This window comes from Streptomyces sp. NPDC050534 (assembly GCF_044457745.1).
Taxonomy (GTDB): Bacteria; Actinomycetota; Actinomycetes; order Streptomycetales; family Streptomycetaceae; genus Streptomyces.
Window position 1 is genome coordinate 240,093 of the sequence record NZ_JBITHF010000004.1, and the last position, 16,698, is coordinate 256,790.

14 protein-coding genes are annotated in these 16,698 nt (G+C 73.0%); 11 read left to right on the top strand and 3 right to left on the bottom strand.

Annotated elements, in window-relative coordinates; genetic code table 11:
* Positions 1-17: 17 nt before the first annotated feature.
* Positions 18-761, top strand: coding sequence for a polyphosphate--glucose phosphotransferase (gene ppgK, locus ACIBN2_RS15425; protein ID WP_399134852.1), 744 nt, complete (start codon positions 18-20; stop codon positions 759-761).
* Between the two features lie 30 nt (positions 762-791).
* Here ppgK and ACIBN2_RS15430 read toward each other — a convergent pair whose 3' ends face one another.
* Positions 792-1,412, bottom strand: coding sequence for a DUF6542 domain-containing protein (locus tag ACIBN2_RS15430; protein ID WP_399134853.1), 621 nt, complete (start codon positions 1,410-1,412; stop codon positions 792-794).
* A 200-nt stretch (positions 1,413-1,612) separates the two neighbouring features.
* Here ACIBN2_RS15430 and ychF point away from each other — a divergent pair, with 200 nt between their 5' ends.
* Complete coding sequence (gene ychF / locus ACIBN2_RS15435; RefSeq protein WP_399134854.1) at positions 1,613-2,701, top strand: redox-regulated ATPase YchF; 1,089 nt, start codon at positions 1,613-1,615, stop codon at positions 2,699-2,701.
* On the opposite strand, the gene ACIBN2_RS15440 is transcribed toward ychF, so the two are convergent.
* Entirely contained in the window at positions 2,691-3,602 is a 912-nt protein-coding gene (locus ACIBN2_RS15440; RefSeq protein ID WP_399135252.1) for a LysR family transcriptional regulator, read from the bottom strand. The two genes, ychF and ACIBN2_RS15440, sit on opposite strands and share 11 nt — an antisense overlap.
* 130 nt (positions 3,603-3,732) lie before the next feature.
* Here ACIBN2_RS15440 and ACIBN2_RS15445 point away from each other — a divergent pair, with 130 nt between their 5' ends.
* The 8 genes from ACIBN2_RS15445 (at position 3,733) to ACIBN2_RS15480 (ending at position 13,864) form a co-directional block, all read left to right on the top strand.
* Complete coding sequence (locus tag ACIBN2_RS15445; RefSeq protein WP_399134855.1) at positions 3,733-4,563, top strand: oxidoreductase; 831 nt, start codon at positions 3,733-3,735, stop codon at positions 4,561-4,563.
* Positions 4,564-4,870: 307 nt separating this feature from the next.
* Positions 4,871-7,063, top strand: a complete 2,193-nt coding sequence (locus ACIBN2_RS15450; protein WP_399134856.1) for a DEAD/DEAH box helicase — start codon at positions 4,871-4,873, stop codon at positions 7,061-7,063.
* Positions 7,064-7,180: 117 nt separating this feature from the next.
* A complete protein-coding gene (locus tag ACIBN2_RS15455; protein ID WP_399134857.1) occupies positions 7,181-8,413 on the top strand; it encodes a DUF4190 domain-containing protein in 1,233 nt (410 codons plus the stop codon).
* A 147-nt stretch (positions 8,414-8,560) separates the two neighbouring features.
* Positions 8,561-9,313, top strand: a complete 753-nt coding sequence (locus tag ACIBN2_RS15460; RefSeq protein WP_399134858.1) for a GntR family transcriptional regulator — start codon at positions 8,561-8,563, stop codon at positions 9,311-9,313.
* Between the two features lie 353 nt (positions 9,314-9,666).
* Positions 9,667-9,858, top strand: a complete 192-nt coding sequence (locus ACIBN2_RS15465; protein ID WP_393866040.1) for an SPOR domain-containing protein — start codon at positions 9,667-9,669, stop codon at positions 9,856-9,858.
* Positions 9,859-9,912: 54 nt separating this feature from the next.
* Positions 9,913-10,323, top strand: a complete 411-nt coding sequence (locus tag ACIBN2_RS15470) for a (deoxy)nucleoside triphosphate pyrophosphohydrolase (protein WP_399134860.1) — start codon at positions 9,913-9,915, stop codon at positions 10,321-10,323.
* Positions 10,324-10,421: 98 nt separating this feature from the next.
* A complete protein-coding gene (locus tag ACIBN2_RS15475) occupies positions 10,422-10,850 on the top strand; it encodes an ATP-binding protein (RefSeq protein ID WP_399134861.1) in 429 nt (142 codons plus the stop codon).
* 308 nt (positions 10,851-11,158) lie between these two features.
* Positions 11,159-13,864, top strand: coding sequence for a SpoIIE family protein phosphatase (locus ACIBN2_RS15480; RefSeq protein WP_399134862.1), 2,706 nt, complete (start codon positions 11,159-11,161; stop codon positions 13,862-13,864).
* Here ACIBN2_RS15480 and ACIBN2_RS15485 read toward each other — a convergent pair.
* The gene (locus tag ACIBN2_RS15485) at positions 13,861-15,462 is read right to left on the bottom strand and encodes a hypothetical protein (protein ID WP_399134863.1); all 1,602 of its coding nucleotides are present in this window, start codon (positions 15,460-15,462) and stop codon (positions 13,861-13,863) included. The genes ACIBN2_RS15480 and ACIBN2_RS15485 overlap by 4 nt on opposite strands.
* 116 nt (positions 15,463-15,578) lie before the next feature.
* Here ACIBN2_RS15485 and ACIBN2_RS15490 point away from each other — a divergent pair, with 116 nt between their 5' ends.
* Positions 15,579-16,691 (top strand): hypothetical protein, encoded by a 1,113-nt coding sequence (locus ACIBN2_RS15490; RefSeq protein WP_399134864.1) that lies wholly within the window; start codon positions 15,579-15,581, stop codon positions 16,689-16,691.
* The last annotated feature ends 7 nt before the right edge of the window (positions 16,692-16,698 follow it).

The window sequence follows — 16,698 nt, forward strand, 5'->3', positions numbered from 1 at the left end:
CGTCGTAACGTAGGGCCATGCAGATCTTCGGTGTGGACATCGGTGGGTCCGGGATCAAGGGCGCCCCGGTGGACCTGGACAAGGGCGACCTGGCGGAGGAGCGCTTCAAGGTGCTCACCCCGCATCCGTCGACTCCCGACAGCGTGGCGGACGGGGTGCGGGAGGTCGTCGGGCACTTCGGCTGGCAGGGCCCGGTCGGCCTCACCTTCCCCGGCGTGGTCACGGGCGGCGCCACCGTCCGTACGGCGGCGAACGTCGACAAGGGCTGGGTGGACACCGACGCGCGCGCGTTGTTCAGCGAGCGTCTCGGCGGCCTGCCGGTGACGGTCGTCAACGACGCGGACGCGGCGGGCGTCGCCGAGATGCACTTCGGCGCGGGCAAGGACCGCGCCGGCACGGTCATCCTGCTGACCTTCGGCACCGGCATCGGCAGCGCCGTGTTCATCGACGGCAAGCTCGTCCCCAACACCGAGCTGGGCCACCTCGAGCTCGGCGGCCACGACGCGGAGAAGCGCGCCTCCAGCAAGGCCAAGGACGACGGCGAGCTGACGTGGGAGCACTGGGCGCACCGCGTGCAGAAGTACCTCGCCCACGTCGAGATGCTCTTCTCGCCCGAACTGATCGTCGTCGGCGGCGGCGTCAGCCGTAAGTCCCACAAGTTCCTGCCCTTCATCGAGGGCATCAAGGCCGAGATCGTCCCGGCCCAGCTCCAGAACAACGCGGGCATCGTGGGGGCGGCGATGCGGGCGGGGGAGAGCTAGAGGGCGTCTGACAACCCCTTGGCCCCGCCCTCAGTGCGCGGGCGGGCGGCGCCGGTCGGCCCGCCTGCGCATCAGGCTGACCTTCCGCACGGTCGCGACCGCGCCCGAGACGAACGTCCCCGCGTACAGCCACAGGGCCTGCGTCGCCAGCGCCGTCACCAGTCCCATCAGCCGGCCGGACAGCCCTCCGTCGCCGTCCGCCACGGGCAGCAGGCCCACCGCGAAGGCGATCGGCACGACGACGGGCGGGGACGCCAGGTCGCCCTTGCGCACCCAGAGCGCGGTCAGCAGGCAGACGGGCAGGAACAGCACGCCGTACACCGTCGGCGACGCCCCGAGCAGCAGCCGGTCGAGGCAGCCGAGCACGAACATCAGCGCCCCGCAGAACAGGCCGCCGCCGAGTCCGGTCAACCGCGGATTGGGCATCCGCCGCACCCGCCGCACGGCCTCGGCCAGCGGCGGAACGGGCCTTCGCACACCCGCCGGGCGGTCCGCGGGACGGGCGGTCGGGGAGCGCTGCGCGGCGGGCCGCACACCGTCGCCGGTGCCGCCGCCCGCACCGCCGCTGCCGCCGCGCTTCGCCTGTGGGGGCAGCGGGGGCCTGCCGCGTTGCGTTCCGTTGCGCGGGGGTGGCGTCCTGTGTTGCTCCACCGGACCAACTTAGGTCGGCTTATGTGCCGAATCGCCCTTCAGACACGCCGATGGGAAGAGCTTGGCCATGCGTTCGACGGGGCGCCGGGGCGGGTGACGGTACGCCGTAGACTGGTGGATCGGCCCGCCCCCGCAACGAAGAAGGACCGGGCCCGCAGCCCCAGTCCCCTTGATGTCTCTCACGTACGGGAAGTCGCAACGTGTCGCTCACGATCGGAATCGTCGGTCTGCCGAATGTCGGCAAGTCGACCCTTTTCAACGCCCTGACCAAGAACGACGTGCTCGCGGCCAACTACCCGTTCGCCACGATCGAGCCCAATGTGGGCGTGGTCGGCGTCCCCGACGCCCGGCTGGCCAAATTGGCCGAAATCTTCGCCTCGCAGCGGGTCCTCCCGGCGACCGTCGACTTCGTCGACATCGCGGGCATCGTGCGCGGCGCCTCCGAGGGCGAGGGCCTGGGCAACAAGTTCCTCGCGAACATCCGTGAGTCCGACGCGATCTGCCAGGTCATCCGCGCCTTCAAGGACGAGAACGTCGTGCACGTCGACGGCAAGGTCTCGCCGAAGGACGACATCGAGACGATCAACACCGAGCTGATCCTCGCCGACCTCCAGACCGTCGAGAAGGTCCTGCCCCGGCTCCAGAAGGAGTCGCGGATCAAGAAGGACATCGCGCCCAAGGTCAAGGCGGTCGAGGAGGCCAAGGAGATCCTGGAGAAGGGCGACACGCTGTTCTCGGCGGGCATCGTCCAGGGCTCCGGCAACGAGGAGCTCCTGCACGACCTGCACCTGCTCACCACCAAGCCCTTCCTCTACGTCTTCAACGTCGACGAGGACGAGCTGGTCGACGAGGAGTTCAAGAACGAGCAGCGCGCCCTGGTCGCCCCCGCCGAGGCCATCTTCCTGAACGCCAAGCTGGAGGCCGACCTCGCCGAGCTCGACGAGGACGAGGCGCTCGAACTGCTCCAGTCCGTCGGCCAGGACGAGCCGGGCCTCGCCACCCTCGCGCACGTGGGCTTCCGCACCCTCGGCCTGCAGACGTATCTGACGGCCGGCCCCAAGGAATCCCGCGCCTGGACCATCAAGAAGGGCGCCACCGCCCCCGAGGCCGCCGGCGTCATCCACACCGACTTCCAGAAGGGCTTCATCAAGGCGGAGGTCATCTCCTTCGGCGACCTGGTGGAGACCGGCTCGGTCGCCGAGGCCCGCGCGAAGGGCAAGGCGCGGATGGAGGGCAAGGACTACGTCATGCAGGACGGCGACGTCGTGGAGTTCAGGTTCAACGTCTGAGTTCCCCCTCCGCCACCTTTCGGCACGCCTGGGTGTAGGCCCGCACCAGTGGCCTGCGGTCGTCCTTCCGCCAGGCCAGGACGTAGCGGCCGGGTGCGATTCCGTGGACCGGTCGTGTCACCACGCCGCCCAGGGTGATCAGCGGGACGTTGCCCGCGGCCACCAGGCACACGCCGAGGCCCGCGACCAGGGCCTCGTACGTCTCCTCCGTGCTCGCGACCTCCGCGCCGATACGCGGCGGGCGGCCGGCGCGCTCCTCCAGGGCGAGCCAGTGGTCCCGCAGCGGACCGGTTGCCGCGGGCAGGGCGAGGAAGGGCTCGTCGGCGAGGTCCGTGAAGTCGATCCGGGGGCGGCCGGCGAGCGGGTGGGACTCCGGGAGGGCCACGTGGCGGGGTTCCTCGGCGACCACCGTCCAGGCGTAGCGGTCCTGGTCCGGCAGGGGCAGCCAGACGAAGGCCACGTCCGCGTCGCCGTCCGCCAGGCCCGCGGTCGGGTCCTCCCAGCTCACCTGGCGCAGCCGGACCGCGGCCTCGGGGTGCGCGGCCGTGAAGCGGGAGCGGATCGCGGGCAGCAGCCCGCCGCGGCCGGGGCTGGTGCTCATGCCCACCACCAGCGTGCTGCGCAGCGCGGTTCGCGCCTCCTCCATCGCCGACGCACCCCGCGCCCAGGCGTCCAGCACCTTCCGGGCGTGCGGCAGCAGCGTGGTCCCGGCCGCGGTGAGCGCCACGCCGTGCCGGTCGCGGCGCAGCAGCTCGACGCCCAACTGCCGCTCCAGCGCCCGGATCTGCTTGCTCAGCGCGGGCTGCGAGACGTACAGCCGCTCGGCCGCGCGCGTGAAGTGCAGTTCCTCGGCGACCGTGACGAAGTACCGCAGGTCCCGCACATGGACGTCCGTCGTCATAACCATCGGTTGTCACCGTAGGTCTTGGACGGGCGGCGGTCCACGGGAGCAGCCTGGTTCACGAGCGACGAGGACAGACGCGGAAAGACGCGGAAAGCTGCTCCGAGCGCTCCTACGGAGGCTGGGTGTCATGAACAAGGTGTGGCTGATCACCGGTGCGAGCAGCGGATTCGGGCGGGCCATCGCGGAGGCGGCCGTCGCCGCCGGCGATGTCGTGGTGGGCGCCGCCCGGCGGCCCGAGGGGCTGGACGACCTCGTGGCCGCCCATCCCGACCAGGTGGAGGCGCTGCGGCTGGACGTCGCCGACGTCGCTGCCGCAGAGCCGGCCGTGCGGGACGTGATCGCGCGGCACGGGCGGATCGACGTCCTGGTCAACAACGCGGGCCGTACGCATGTCGGCGCCTTCGAGGAGACCACCGACGCCGAGCTGCGCGACCTGTTCGACGTGCATGTCTTCGGGCCCGCGGCCCTCACGCGCGCGGTGCTGCCGCACATGCGCGAGCGGCGCTCGGGCGCGATCGTGCAGATGAGCAGCATGGGAGGGCAGATGTCCTTCGCGGGGTTCTCGGCGTACAGCGGAACCAAGTTCGCGCTGGAGGGCCTGTCGGAGGGGCTCGCCGACGAGGTGCGGGACTTCGGCATCAAGGTGCTGATCGTGGAGCCGGGCTCCTTCCGGACGGCCCTGTTCGACAACAGCCGTGCGGGGGTGAGCGCGGACAGCGGTGTGTACGGCGGTGTGAGCCGGACCCGCGCCGTCGTCGCCGGTGGCGACGGCACCCAGGGCGGCGACCCCGCCAAGGCCGCGGCCCTGGTCCTCGCCGCCCTGGACGCCGAGGAGACGCCGTTGCACCTGCCGCTCGGCGAGGACGGCGTCGAGGCGGTCCTCGGCAAGCTCGACCGGGTGCGCACGGAGATCGCCGCCTGGGAGAAGCGCACGCGCGCCACGGCCATCGGCGACTGAGACGCCACCCGCCGTCGTGTACTGAGACGCCGCCCGCCGTCGGCGACCGAGATGCCACCCGCCGTCGGCGACCGAGACGCCACCCGCCTTCGGCGACCGAGACGCCACCCGCCGTCGGCGACCGAGACGCCACCCGCCGTCGGCGACCGAGATGCCACCCGCCGTCGGCGACCGAGATGCCACCCGCCTTCGGCGACCGAGACACCACCCGCCTTCGGCGACCGAACGGGCCGTCCGCCACCGGTCCCGTTGTCGTACCCCGGTGCCAAGATGTGCGTACCGGGACGGACGGAGCGGGAGGGGTGGCATGGCGCAGGCGGGGGAGGTGCGGGAGCCGCCCGTGGGGCGGCGGGCCCGGGAGCTGTGCACGCAGGGCACGCGGCTGTACGACGCCGCCCGCACCGTGCTCGCCGATCACGCCCGCGCCCTCGAGGCCGTCCGCTCCGCCCTGGCCCCGCTCCGGGACGAACTCGTCGTCAAGGAACTGGAGTCCATCCCGATCGGCCGGCTCAAGGACGCCACCGAGGGCCGGCTGCGCCTCGCGGCCGTCGAGGCGGCCGGGCTCTCCTCGGTGCGCGCGGTGTACGAGGCGAGCCGTTACGAGCTCCGGCAGATCCCCGGCGTCGGCGCACAGACCGCCGACCAGGCGCTGGCCGCGGCACGGCAGATCGCCCGGGCGGTGGAGGAGACGGTCACCGTACGGATCGACGTCGACCGGCCCGAACCCCGCGCCACCGCTCTGGTCGTCGCGCTGCACCGGCTGGTCGAGGCCGGGCCCGAACTGCGCCGTGCCGTGGACACCGCGGAGCAACTCGACCGGAAACTGGGCGAGTTGCTGCCCGCCGCCCGGCCGGCCACCGGCCGGCTGCGGCTCGCGCTCACCGGGCGGCACCGCAAGGAGGCCGCCCTCGCGGCGACGGCGGAGCTGCGCGCGCTGATCTCCGAGGCGCAGGACAGGGGCACCCGGCTCCAGCTGACGCAGGCCGCCACCGACCTGCTGCGCCATCCGGCCTCCGACATCGAGGCATGGGTCGACTTCGAGCTGCGCTCCGCCGAGTACTACAGCCAGCTCGCCGAGGTCTCCGAGCACCGTACGGACGAGGCGGCCGCCGAGGGCTTCCTGCCCTCCGAGGTGGCCGAGCGGGTGCACGCCCAGCCGCTCGACGACACCCACCGCCGGGTCTCGCTGCGCGGCTACCAGTCCTTCGGCGCCCGCTTCGCGCTCGCCCAGCGCCGGGTCGTCCTCGGTGACGAGATGGGGCTCGGCAAGACCGTCCAGGCCATCGCCGCGCTCGCCCACCTCGCGGCCGACGGGCACACCCACTTCCTGGTCGTGTGTCCGGCCGGCGTGCTGATCAACTGGACGCGGGAGATCCGCTCCCGCAGCGTCCTGCGCGCGGTGCCGGTGCACGGCCCCGACCGGCAGGAGGCGTACGCCGACTGGCGCGAGCGCGGTGGCGTCGCCCTCACCACGTTCGACCTGCTGCACACGCTCCCCGCGCCGGACGGCACCGTGCCGGGCATGCTCGTCGTCGACGAGGCGCACTACGTGAAGAACCCCGTCACCCGCCGAGCCCGCTCGATCGCGAGCTGGACCGAGTCCTGCGACCGCGTCCTGTTCCTCACCGGCACCCCGATGGAGAACCGGGTCGAGGAGTTCCGCGCCCTGATCCGCCACCTGCGGCCGGAGCTGGTCCCCGAGATCCGCGACAGCGACGCCGTCGCGGGCCCGCACGCCTTCCGCAGATCGGTCGCGCCCGCCTATCTGCGCCGCAACCAGCAGGACGTGCTCACCGAACTGCCCGCGCTGCTCCAGGTCGACGAGTGGGAGGAGCTCGGCGCCGCGGACCAGGACGCCTACCGCACGGCGGTCGCCGAGGGGAACTTCATGGCGATGCGCCGGGCCGCCTACGCCGACCCGGAGAAGTCCGCCAAGCTGCAGCGGCTGCGCGAACTGGTCGAGGAGGCCGCGGAGAACGGCCTGAAGGTGGTCGTCTTCTCGTACTTCCGCGACGTCCTCACCACGGTTCGGCTCGCCCTGGGCGACGAGGTCTTCGGGCCGATATCCGGCTCCGTCACGGCGGCCCGGCGCCAGCGGCTGGTCGACGACTTCACGGCCGCCGAAGGGCACGCCGTGCTGCTGTCGCAGATCGAGGCCGGCGGCGTCGGCCTCAACCTCCAGGCCGCGTCCGTGGTCATCCTGTGCGAACCGCAGGTCAAACCCACCCTGGAACACCAGGCCGTGGCCCGCGCCCATCGCATGGGCCAGGTCCGCCCGGTCCAGGTGCACCGCCTCCTCGCCACCGACAGCGTCGACGAACGCCTGCTGCGCATCCTGGAGAACAAGGACCGCCTCTTCGACGCCTACGCCCGCCGCAGCGACATCGCGGACGCCACCCCGGACGCGATCGACGTCTCGGACGGCGGCATCGCGCGGCGCATCGTGGAGGAGGAGCAGCGCAGGCTGGCGGGTGCCGGGGACACGGCTGCGGATTCCTGACCGGCCCGCCGTGTGGCCAGGCCGTTCACCGCGGACCACGGCTTTCGCGATCACCGTTCCGCGCCCGCTCACCGCACGCTTACCATGCGCCCAGTCGTACGCCGGTTCAGTACGTCAGTGTCCGAAGCAGGAGCACGGTGCCCGTGTCCATACCCCCGCCGCCTGGACCCCACCAGCCCGAGGAGCCCCAAGGGCCGTACCCGCAGGGCCCGTTCCCGCCGTATCCGCAGGGCCCCCACGGCACTCCCGGACCGTATCCGTACCAGCCCTGGGGCCAGGGCTGCAGCCCGTTCAGCCGGCCGCGCCCCGGTCAACGGCGTCGCCATCGCCTCCCTGGTCCTCGGCATCCTCTGCTTCGTCCCGGCCGTCGGGCTGGTGCTCGGCGTCATCGCGCTCGCCCAGATCAGGAAGAGGGGCGGCCAGGGCAAGGGCATGGCCGTCGCGGGTTCGGTCCTCTCCACCGTCGGGCTCGCGCTGTGGGCTCTGGCGCTCGCCGGCGGCGTCCACTTCTCCACCTGGTCCGGCGTCAAGAACGCCGCGGGCGACCACGGCAGCGCCTACTCCCTCACCGAGGGCGACTGCTTCGACGCCCCGAGCAGATCCCTTGAGGGCACGGCCTACGACGTCGACAAGGTGCTCTGCGAGAAGCAGCACGACGGCGAGGTGTTCGCCGTCTTCCGCATGACGGGCGGCTCCGCCTACCCCGGCGACGGCAAGGTCACGGACATCGCCGACGCCCGGTGCTACGGACTGCGCTACGGCTACGCCATGGACGCCTGGGCGGTCCCGGACTACGTCGACGTGTACTACATGACGCCGACCCGGGACAGCTGGGGATTCGGCGACCGCGAGGTGACCTGCCTGTTCGGCAACACGGACGAGACGGCCGGCCTCACGGGTTCGCTGCGCAACGACGAGCGGAGCCTGAGCGACGACCAGGTTGCCTATCTCAAGGCCGTCGACGTGGAGAACGCCGCCCTGGACCGGCAGCCCGTGGACAGCCCCGACGACGACCTCCAGGGCAGCCGCGAGTGGGCCGGGCAGATGTCGGCCGCGCTCGCCAGGGAGACCCGGCTGCTGCGCGCCCACGCGTGGCCGGCCGGCGCCGGGAAGCCGGTCGCCGAAGTCGCCGCGAAGGTGGCGGCGGGCCGAAAGGAGTGGGCCCTGGCCGCGAAGGCGGCCGACGCGGACAGCTTCTACGCGCACTACGACCGCGCCATGGTGCTCGCGGACCCCGACACCTCCGTCACCGCACGCAAGGCTCTGGGCCTGGCCACGACCCCGCCCGTGGCGGGCGAGGGGAGCGGCGGGCGGGACGACGGAGGCGACGGTTCGGGACTCGATGTGTGATCGCCGCCATAGTGGGGAGAAAGTGCCTGCGTAAAGCCCTCCGCACACACATGTCACTACATCGAGTGATTCTCTGGCCTTCGCTTGCACCGCCGAACCCACGGTTGCCACGCTGTTGCTGTCTGTACAACCTGATGGGAGCGGCCAGTGACATTCGGTGAGCAGCCGGCGTACCTGCGCGTCGCGGGTGATCTCCGCCAGAAGATCGTCAATGGCTCGCTGCCGCCGCACACCCGTCTCCCGTCCCAGGCCAGGATCCGCCAGGAGTACGGCGTCTCGGACACCGTCGCGCTGGAGGCGCGCAAGGTACTGATGGCGGAGGGCCTGGTCGAGGGCCGCTCCGGTTCGGGCACGTACGTCCGCGAGCGCCCCGTGCCCCGCAGCGTCGCCCGCTCCGGGTACCGCCCGGCCGGCGGGGCCACGCCCTTCCGCCAGGAGCAGGCCGACGGCGACGGGCGCGGCACCTGGGAGTCGAGCAGCGCCCAGACCGAGGCGGGCGCGTCGGTCGCCGAGCGGCTCTCCATCAAGCCCGGCGACCGCGTGATGTGCACGCGGTACGTCTTCCGGGAGGCCGGCGAGGCGATGATGCTCTCCACCTCCTGGGAGCCCCTCGCGGTCACCGGCCGCACCCCCGTCATGCTCCCCGAGGAGGGCCCGCTCGGCGGCATGGGCGTCGTCGAGCGCATGGCGGCGATCGACGTGATCGTGGACAACGTCACCGAGGAGGTCGGCGCCCGTCCCGGCCTCGCCGAGGAGCTCCACGCCCTGGGCGGCGTCCCCGGTCATGTCGTCCTGGTCGTCCAGCGGACGTTCTTCGCCTCGGGCCGTCCCGTCGAGACCGCGGACGTCGTCGTCCCCGCCGACCGCTACCGCGTCGCGTACCACCTCCCAGTGAAGTAGCGCACACCCTTTCGGCAGCGAGCCCGGGCGCCCCCGCGCCGTGCCTCCCGCCGGGCGCCCTCGGAGTGCGCCCGTCCGCCGGTGGAATCTGGCCGTTCTCGCAGGTCGCTCCCGCCCATGTCCGACATGCCCCTGACCGGATGCGTCGTCGTCTCCGCGCGGCGCACTCACCGTCGTGCGCCCCCCGTGGCCTGGCCGGTTGCGTACCTCCTTGTAAGAAGTCGTATTCGCTGCGTAAAGGTTAGGCGTAGGCTCAGGCATATGCGGATTGCGGTTTCCTTATCGGGTGGGGCACGGCACGAACCGCGGGCGGGATGCGGTCGAGCCGGGACGGGAAGGGGCGGTGGGGCGTGATGAACGACGGCACGATCACTCTTCCCTGGCTCGTCATACGGCAGGACGACAACGGCAATCGCTACCGCGTGGGCAGGTACGCGACCAGGGCCGAGGCCCAGAAGATCGCGGACAGCCTCGACGGCCGCGAACACAAGCAGCTGTACTGGGTCGAGCGCGTCGGTCAGAACGGCGACGCCTCCCGCAACTGACCGGCCCGGCCACGGCGCCGCGCACGGGCTCCGTGGTCCCGTAGGCTCCCGCGCATGACGGAACGGATCGTGGTCGTGGGGGCCGCCCTCTTCGACGACGGCCGCCTGCTCGCCGCGCGCCGGAGCGCGCCCGCCGAGCTGGCCGGCCGCTGGGAGCTGCCCGGCGGCAAGGTGGAGCCCGGTGAGACTCCCGAGGCGGCCCTGGTACGCGAGTTGCGCGAGGAACTCGGCGTCGACTCCGAGACCGTCGAGCGGATCCCGGGGGAGTGGCCCCTGAGGTCTCCGTACGTCCTTCAGGTGTGGACGGCCCGGCTGCAGCCCGGCTCCGCCGGTCCCCGGCCTCTCCAGGACCACGACGAACTGCGCTGGCTCGCCCCGGACGAGATCTGGGACGTGGACTGGCTGGACCAGGACGTGGCCGCGGTGCGCGAGTCGAGTGCGAAGCTCGACGCCGGCACCCGCTGAGCGCCCCTTCCTACGCCGTTCGTGCCACAGTGCGCCGCGCTGGACGATACTGACCGCCGGATATCGGGTATGTGGCCATTAACCCCACGAAACCGGACATGGGCGGGCTTGGCTGGGAAGTGATCGGCGTGATCGACACCGAAGGCGGCTGCGCCGAGTGGAGCTTCCCCGCGGAACCGGGTGCGGTCGGCAAGGCCCGCGCCGCGGTCCGCGCCCAGCTGCACGTCTGGGAGCTCGACGTCCTCGGCGATCTCGCCGCCCTGCTCGTCAGCGAGCTGGTGACCAACTCCCTGCGGCACGCCACCGGACCCATCGGCGTGCGCCTCGTACGCCCCGCGGACCTGGAGGACGTGCTGCTCGTGGAGGTCTCCGACCCGCTCCCCGACCCGCCGCGCGAACGCGTCGCCCGGCCCGAGGACGAAAGCGGACGCGGACTTCAACTGGTCGCCCTCGCCTCGCGCCGCTGGGGTACCCGGCCCGGTGAGGCGGGCAAGACGGTGTGGTTCGAGCTCGCCGTGCCGGGCTGAGAGGAGCCCGGGAACGGGTTCCGCCCGGGCGCTGTACGAACGGCCGGGATCCGTCCGCGGGGGCTGTACGCGGGCCGTTGGCCTGTCCGGTCGATGGTTCAGGCCAGTGGCAGGGTGCGACGAGAGTGATTCGACGAGGTGTTGGCTGGTTAGAAGACTGGAAGTGTTGTCGCAGCCGGGACCGAAAACCGTCGGGACCGTGCTGTGATCGTGAACACCGTGTTGTGCGGCGCCGTAGTGCTGGATACTGCGGGCAGCCGCCCCCGGTGACCGATGCCGGACGCGGTGAGCTGGAGGGGACGGTTCGCGTGAGCGAGATACCAGCGAAGGCCACGGAGTCCGAGGACCCGTCGGACGGCGCGAGGGCGGAGGCCGCGGGTGAGACCGCGGCCGGCGCGCCGGGCGGTACGACGGGTGGCGCGGGCGTGCCCGCCCGCGGGGAGCTCTCGGTGCCCCGCACGGGGAGCCGGGACACCGGCCTCGGTGACGACGTGCCCGCCGGTGACGCCATCTGGCAGAGCAGCCCGCCCGGCTCCATGTACGACTACATCAAGGTCGCGTCCTTCTCCATCGGCCCCGACGGGCTCGTCGACCAGTGGAGCCTGCGCGCCGAGCAGCTCTTCGGGATCCCCGCCGGGCGCGCGGTCGGCATGGACCCCATCGAGGCGTTCATCGACCCCGACCTGCGCGAACAGGGCCAGCGCAAGATGGCGGAGATCCTCGACGGCCGGGAGTGGACCGGCGTCGTGCCGTTCCGTACGCCCGAGACGGCCGAGGAGGGCGGCGGCCAGGAGGCCCTCGCCGAGGTCTATGTCATGCCGACGCGGACCGAGGACGGGGAGAGGGCCGCCGTCTGCATCGTGGTCGACGTCCGCACCCTGCGCCGCATCGAGACCGACCTCGCCGCCTCGCAGTCGATATTCGGCCAATCTCCGTTCGGCTTCCTGCTGATCGACCCCGATCTGCGCATCCGCCGCGCCAACCAGCAGTTCGCCAGCACCTTCGGCGGCACGCCCGACGACCATCGCGGCCGCGGTGTCCACGACTATCTGCGCAGCCCGGAGGCCGAGCGGGTCTCTGCGACCCTGCGCCGGGTCCTGGAGACCGGCGACTCCATCACGGACATGCACGTCACGGGCTTCGTGCCGGGCTCGAACGAACGCCGTCACTGGTCCATCAACCTTTACCGCGTGCACAGCGGCTCCGGCCGCCCCATCGGCATCGCGTGGCTCGGAACCGACATCACCTCCCGTCGGGCGGCCGCCCGTGAGGCCGCCGCCGCGCGGCGCAATCTCGCCCTTCTGAACGAGGCCGGCGCCCGCATCGGCAACTCCCTCGACCTGGAGACCACGGCCCGCGAACTCCTCGACGTCGTCGTCCCGGGCTTCTGCGACCTCGCGACGGTCGACCTCTACCAGGGGCTGCTCGCGGGCGACGAGACGCCGCCCGGGCTCGCCGACGGCAGCGCGGAGCTGCGCCGGGTCGCGTTCGCCAGCGCGGTCTCCGACGCGCCCTTCGTGGGCGGGGGCGCGCCCGTCGCCGTGGGCGCCGTCCATCACTACCCCTTCAACTCCCCTTGTGCGGACGCCTTGCGCACCGCCCGGACCCAGCTCGTGCCGGCCGAGGAGGGCGGTCTCGTCCAGTCCACCCTGGCCGTGCCGATGGTCGCCCACGACACCGTCGTAGGACTGGCGCAGTTCGCCCGGACCAAGGGCAGCGAGCCGTTCGGGGACCGGGACCGGGATCTGGCGGTGGAGCTCGCGGCGCGGGCGGCCGTGTGCATCGACAACGCGCGGCTGTACCGGCGCGAGCACGAACGGGCGCTGATCCTGCAGCGGTCGCTCCTCCCGCCGGGCGACCCGGTGGCCTCCGGCCTCGACATCGCCTGCCGCTATCTGCCCGGCGCCTCCTCCGCGGACCGCCCGAGCGAGGTCGGCGGCGACTGGTTCGACGTGATCGAACTGCCCGGGCACCGTACGGCGCTGGTGGTCGGGGACGTGATGGGCCGCGGGCTGCGGGCCGCGGTGGCGATGGGTGAACTCCGTTCCGCGGTGCGGACGCTCGCCCTGCTCGACCTCGAACCGGCGGAGGTGCTGAGCGCGCTGGACGAGATCGCCCGCGGTCTCGGCGCCCCGGGGGGCGTCCAGCAGGCGACCCGGTCGGCCCGCCGCCCCCGCGAGGCGGACCTCTCCGAGGTGTACCTCGCGACCTGTGTCTACGCGGTCTACGACTCCGTCACCCGCCGCTGCACCTTCGCCAACGCCGGGCATCTGCCGCCCGTGCTGGTCGAACCCGGCGAGGACGCGCTGATGCTGGACGTGCCGCCCGGGATGCCGCTCGGCGTCGGAGGCGAGCCCTTCGAGGAGGTCGAGGTCGAACTACCCGAAGGCGCCCTGCTCGCGCTCTACACGGATGGACTGGTCGAAAGCCGCGATCACCCCCTGGACGAGGGTCTCCAGGCCTTCGTGGGGGCGCTCACGGACCCGACCCGCCCCCTCGAGGACGTCTGCGACCACGTCCTCAACACCCTCGACACCCACCACGGCGAGGACGACATCGCGCTGCTGATGGCCCGGGTCCAGGGGCTGCCCACCGATTCGGTCGGCGACTGGACGCTGCCGCGCGAGCCGCGCAGCGTGGGCAGGGCCCGCGAGTACGCCCGCGGCCAGCTGCTGTCGTGGGACCTCGAACCCCTGGTCGACACCACGGAGTTGCTGGTCAGCGAGCTGGTCACCAACGCCCTGCGCTACGGCGAGGGCGAGATCAGACTCCGCCTCCTCCTCGACCGCACCCTGGTCTGCGAGGTCTGGGACTCCGGCCTCGTCCAGCCCCGCCGCCGCCGCGCCCGGGACACGGACGAGGGCGGCCGCGGCCTCCAGCTCGTCGGCCTCCTCAGCGCGGCCTGGGGCTCCCGCCGCACCCCCCGCGGCAAGACCGTCTGGTTCGAACTCCCGCTGCCGGACGGGGAGACGGGGCTGGCGGATCCGGCGGAGGCCCTGCTGAGCCTGTTCTAGGAGTGCGTGCCAGGGGGTGTCACCCGGCGGGCGCGGGTGCGCGGCCCGCCGAAGCTCGCGGGCGGGCCGCCGTCGGGGCCACCCCCCAACAGGATCCCGCCGACGACGGCTCCGGCGGCGCCGCTCGCATGCTCGGCCGCGCCGGCGATCGGGTTGCCGTAGAGCCGGACGTCCCGCTCGGCCAGCGCGAGGGCCTGGCGGGCCAGGGTGGCGGCGGCCTGCGGGTCGGGCGGATCCGTGGTGAGCAGCCGTTGTGCCTCGGCCAGCCGGGTGCGGGCCACGCTGCCCAGGGCGCCCCGGTGCGCCGCGACGAAGCCGTCCGCGAGGGCGACGGCGCTGCGCGCGGCGAGCAGTGCCCCGGCCGGCAGCGCGCCGGCCCGCCCGGTCGCCACGGGCGCGAGCGCCTCCGTGATCTTCCGCAGGGCGTCGAGAGGGTCGTACGGCCCGGCGGTCACCTCGTTCCGTACGGCGGCCAGGACGAGGTCGGCGTGCGCGCCGAGGGCGTGCAACTCGCCGGAGGGGAGGGCCGAGTCCGACGTCCTGGCGGCAGCGAGTTCCGCCTCCGCGCCGGTCAGCGCGGCCGGCACCAGCTCCGCAGCCGCCGTCAGATCCGCGGCGAGCCGTTCGACGCAGGTCACGAGCACGGCGGCCTGGGCGGTCGCGCCCTCGGCGGCGCGCAGATGGATCGCCGCGCCCTCGCCGTCCCCCAAGTCGCCCCGCTGGCGGGCCTGGTTGAACCTGACCGTGGCGAACACCAGGCGGTCCTTGGCCTGTTCGACGTGACCGGTGACGGCGGCGGTCGCGGCAGGGCCGTACCTTCCGGTGGCGTCGGCCAGCGTCGTCTCCGCGGCCGCGGTGCGCCCGGTGAGTTCACGGAACCGGGTCTCGGCCGGCTCCAGCGCCGTGTCCGGGCCGCCCCGCGCGGGCGCCCGCAGCAGGTCGAAGGCGGGGGCCTCCGCGTCCAGCCGCCGCCCCGCCTCGTGGCACCGCCCGACGATCCCCGCGAGCGCGTGCCGCCGGGACGTCTCGTCCTCCGGGACCCCCTCGTCGTACTGCTGCCGTATCCGGAAGGCCGCCGCCAGCTCGGCTCCGGCGTCCCGCACGGCCAGGGCGAAGGGTTCCACGGCGTCGGCCCCGCACTGCGCCTCGGCGAAGCCGAGCTCCTCCCGGCTGGTGCGGACGCAGTCGTCCGCCTCGACCAGTGCCGCCCGCGCGCGTTCGTCGTCCTCGGAGAGCGGCCCCGCGGCAGCACCGGCGGGAGCGACGGCGCCGACCGGCGACGTGCGGGTCAGGGCCCGGGTCCGGGTACGCCGGGCGTGGCGCACGTACGCGTATCCCGCGAGCGCGCCCACCACGGCCACCGCCACCAGCGGCAGCACCAGATCGGTGGCCGACGTCTCGTCCCGCTGCGCCGCGGCGGCGCTCGGGGCGGACGGGGCCGCGCGGGTGGCCGGAACCGGCACGTCGTGGTTGATCGTCATCCACGGCAACACCAGCCACACGACCCCGGCGATGCCACCCACCAGGGCGTGCGCGACCCGCACGGATATCTGGGAGGCGGCCTGCCGAGGCCGGCCCCGGATCAAGGGTGACGTCACATTTCGGAGCGTATGAGCAGGAATGCGGGCGCGCGACCGGGATACGTCCGGGGTGGGACAGGGGTGACTCGGGGGGACGGATGAGCGGGCACGCGGACGGCGGAGGGGGAACGGAGATGGAGCCGACGGCGGAGACGGCGGGACAGCCGGTCACGGAGGAGGAGACGGCCGCCGAGACGAGGACGGACACCGGGCCCCGCGATCCCGCGGCCGCACGCAAGGCGAAGCGGCGCCGCAGACTCAGACGCACCGCACTCGCCCTGGTCCTCGTGCTCCTCCTCCCGGTCCTCGCCGCCGAGCTGGCCCTGCGTCTGAACTACAACGGAGACCCGGCGGCCGGTACGCACACCAGGAACCGTGACGCGATCTGGCTCGGCCACGCCTGGGTCGACGGCCGCAGGACCGACGCGGACGTCACGGCCCTCGCGCACCGTCTGAAGGACACCGGCATCCGCGACCTGTACGTGCACGCCGGCCCTCTGGAACACGACGGCACCCTGCCCAAGTCGGCGTACCCCAAGGCGCGTTGGTTCATCGCCGCCGTCCACCGCGCGGCCCCCGGCATCCGCGTCCAGGCCTGGCTGGGCGACGTGCTCGCGAGCGAGGGACCCGACGGCCTGCGCCTGGAGCGGTCCGCGACGAGGGCCGCCGTGGTCGCCTCCACCCGCCAGATCCTCGCCACCGGCTTCGACGGCGCCCACTTCGACCTCGAACCCCTGCACTCCGGCGACCGCGACTACCTGGCCCTTCTCGACGCCCTGCACAAGGTCACCGCGGCCGCCGGCGTCCCGCTGTCCGTCGCGGCCCACCAGATCGACCCGCTCCCCGCCTTCCACTCGATCTGGGGCACGCTCACCGGCCACCCCAAGTGGTGGTCGCAGGCGTACTTCGGGCGGGTGGCGCGCCGCGTCGACCAGATCGCCGTGATGTCGTACGACACCATGCAGCCGCTGCAGAGCCTGTACGGCGGCTACGTCGCCCAGCAGACCTCGCTCGCCCTGGAGGTCACCCCGAGGTCGACGGACCTCCTCATGGGCCTGCCCTTCTACCACGAGAACCGCTTCGGCCACTGGGCGCACGCCGAGACGGTCCCGGCCGCCGTCCACGGCGTCCGCCTCGGCCTCTCCCGCACGGACGCCGGCCGCGCGAACTTCGGCGTGGCCCTGTACGTCGACTTCGCGGCCACGGAAGGGGACTGGACGGCCTACCGGGAGGGATGGGTGGGCTGAGGAGAGC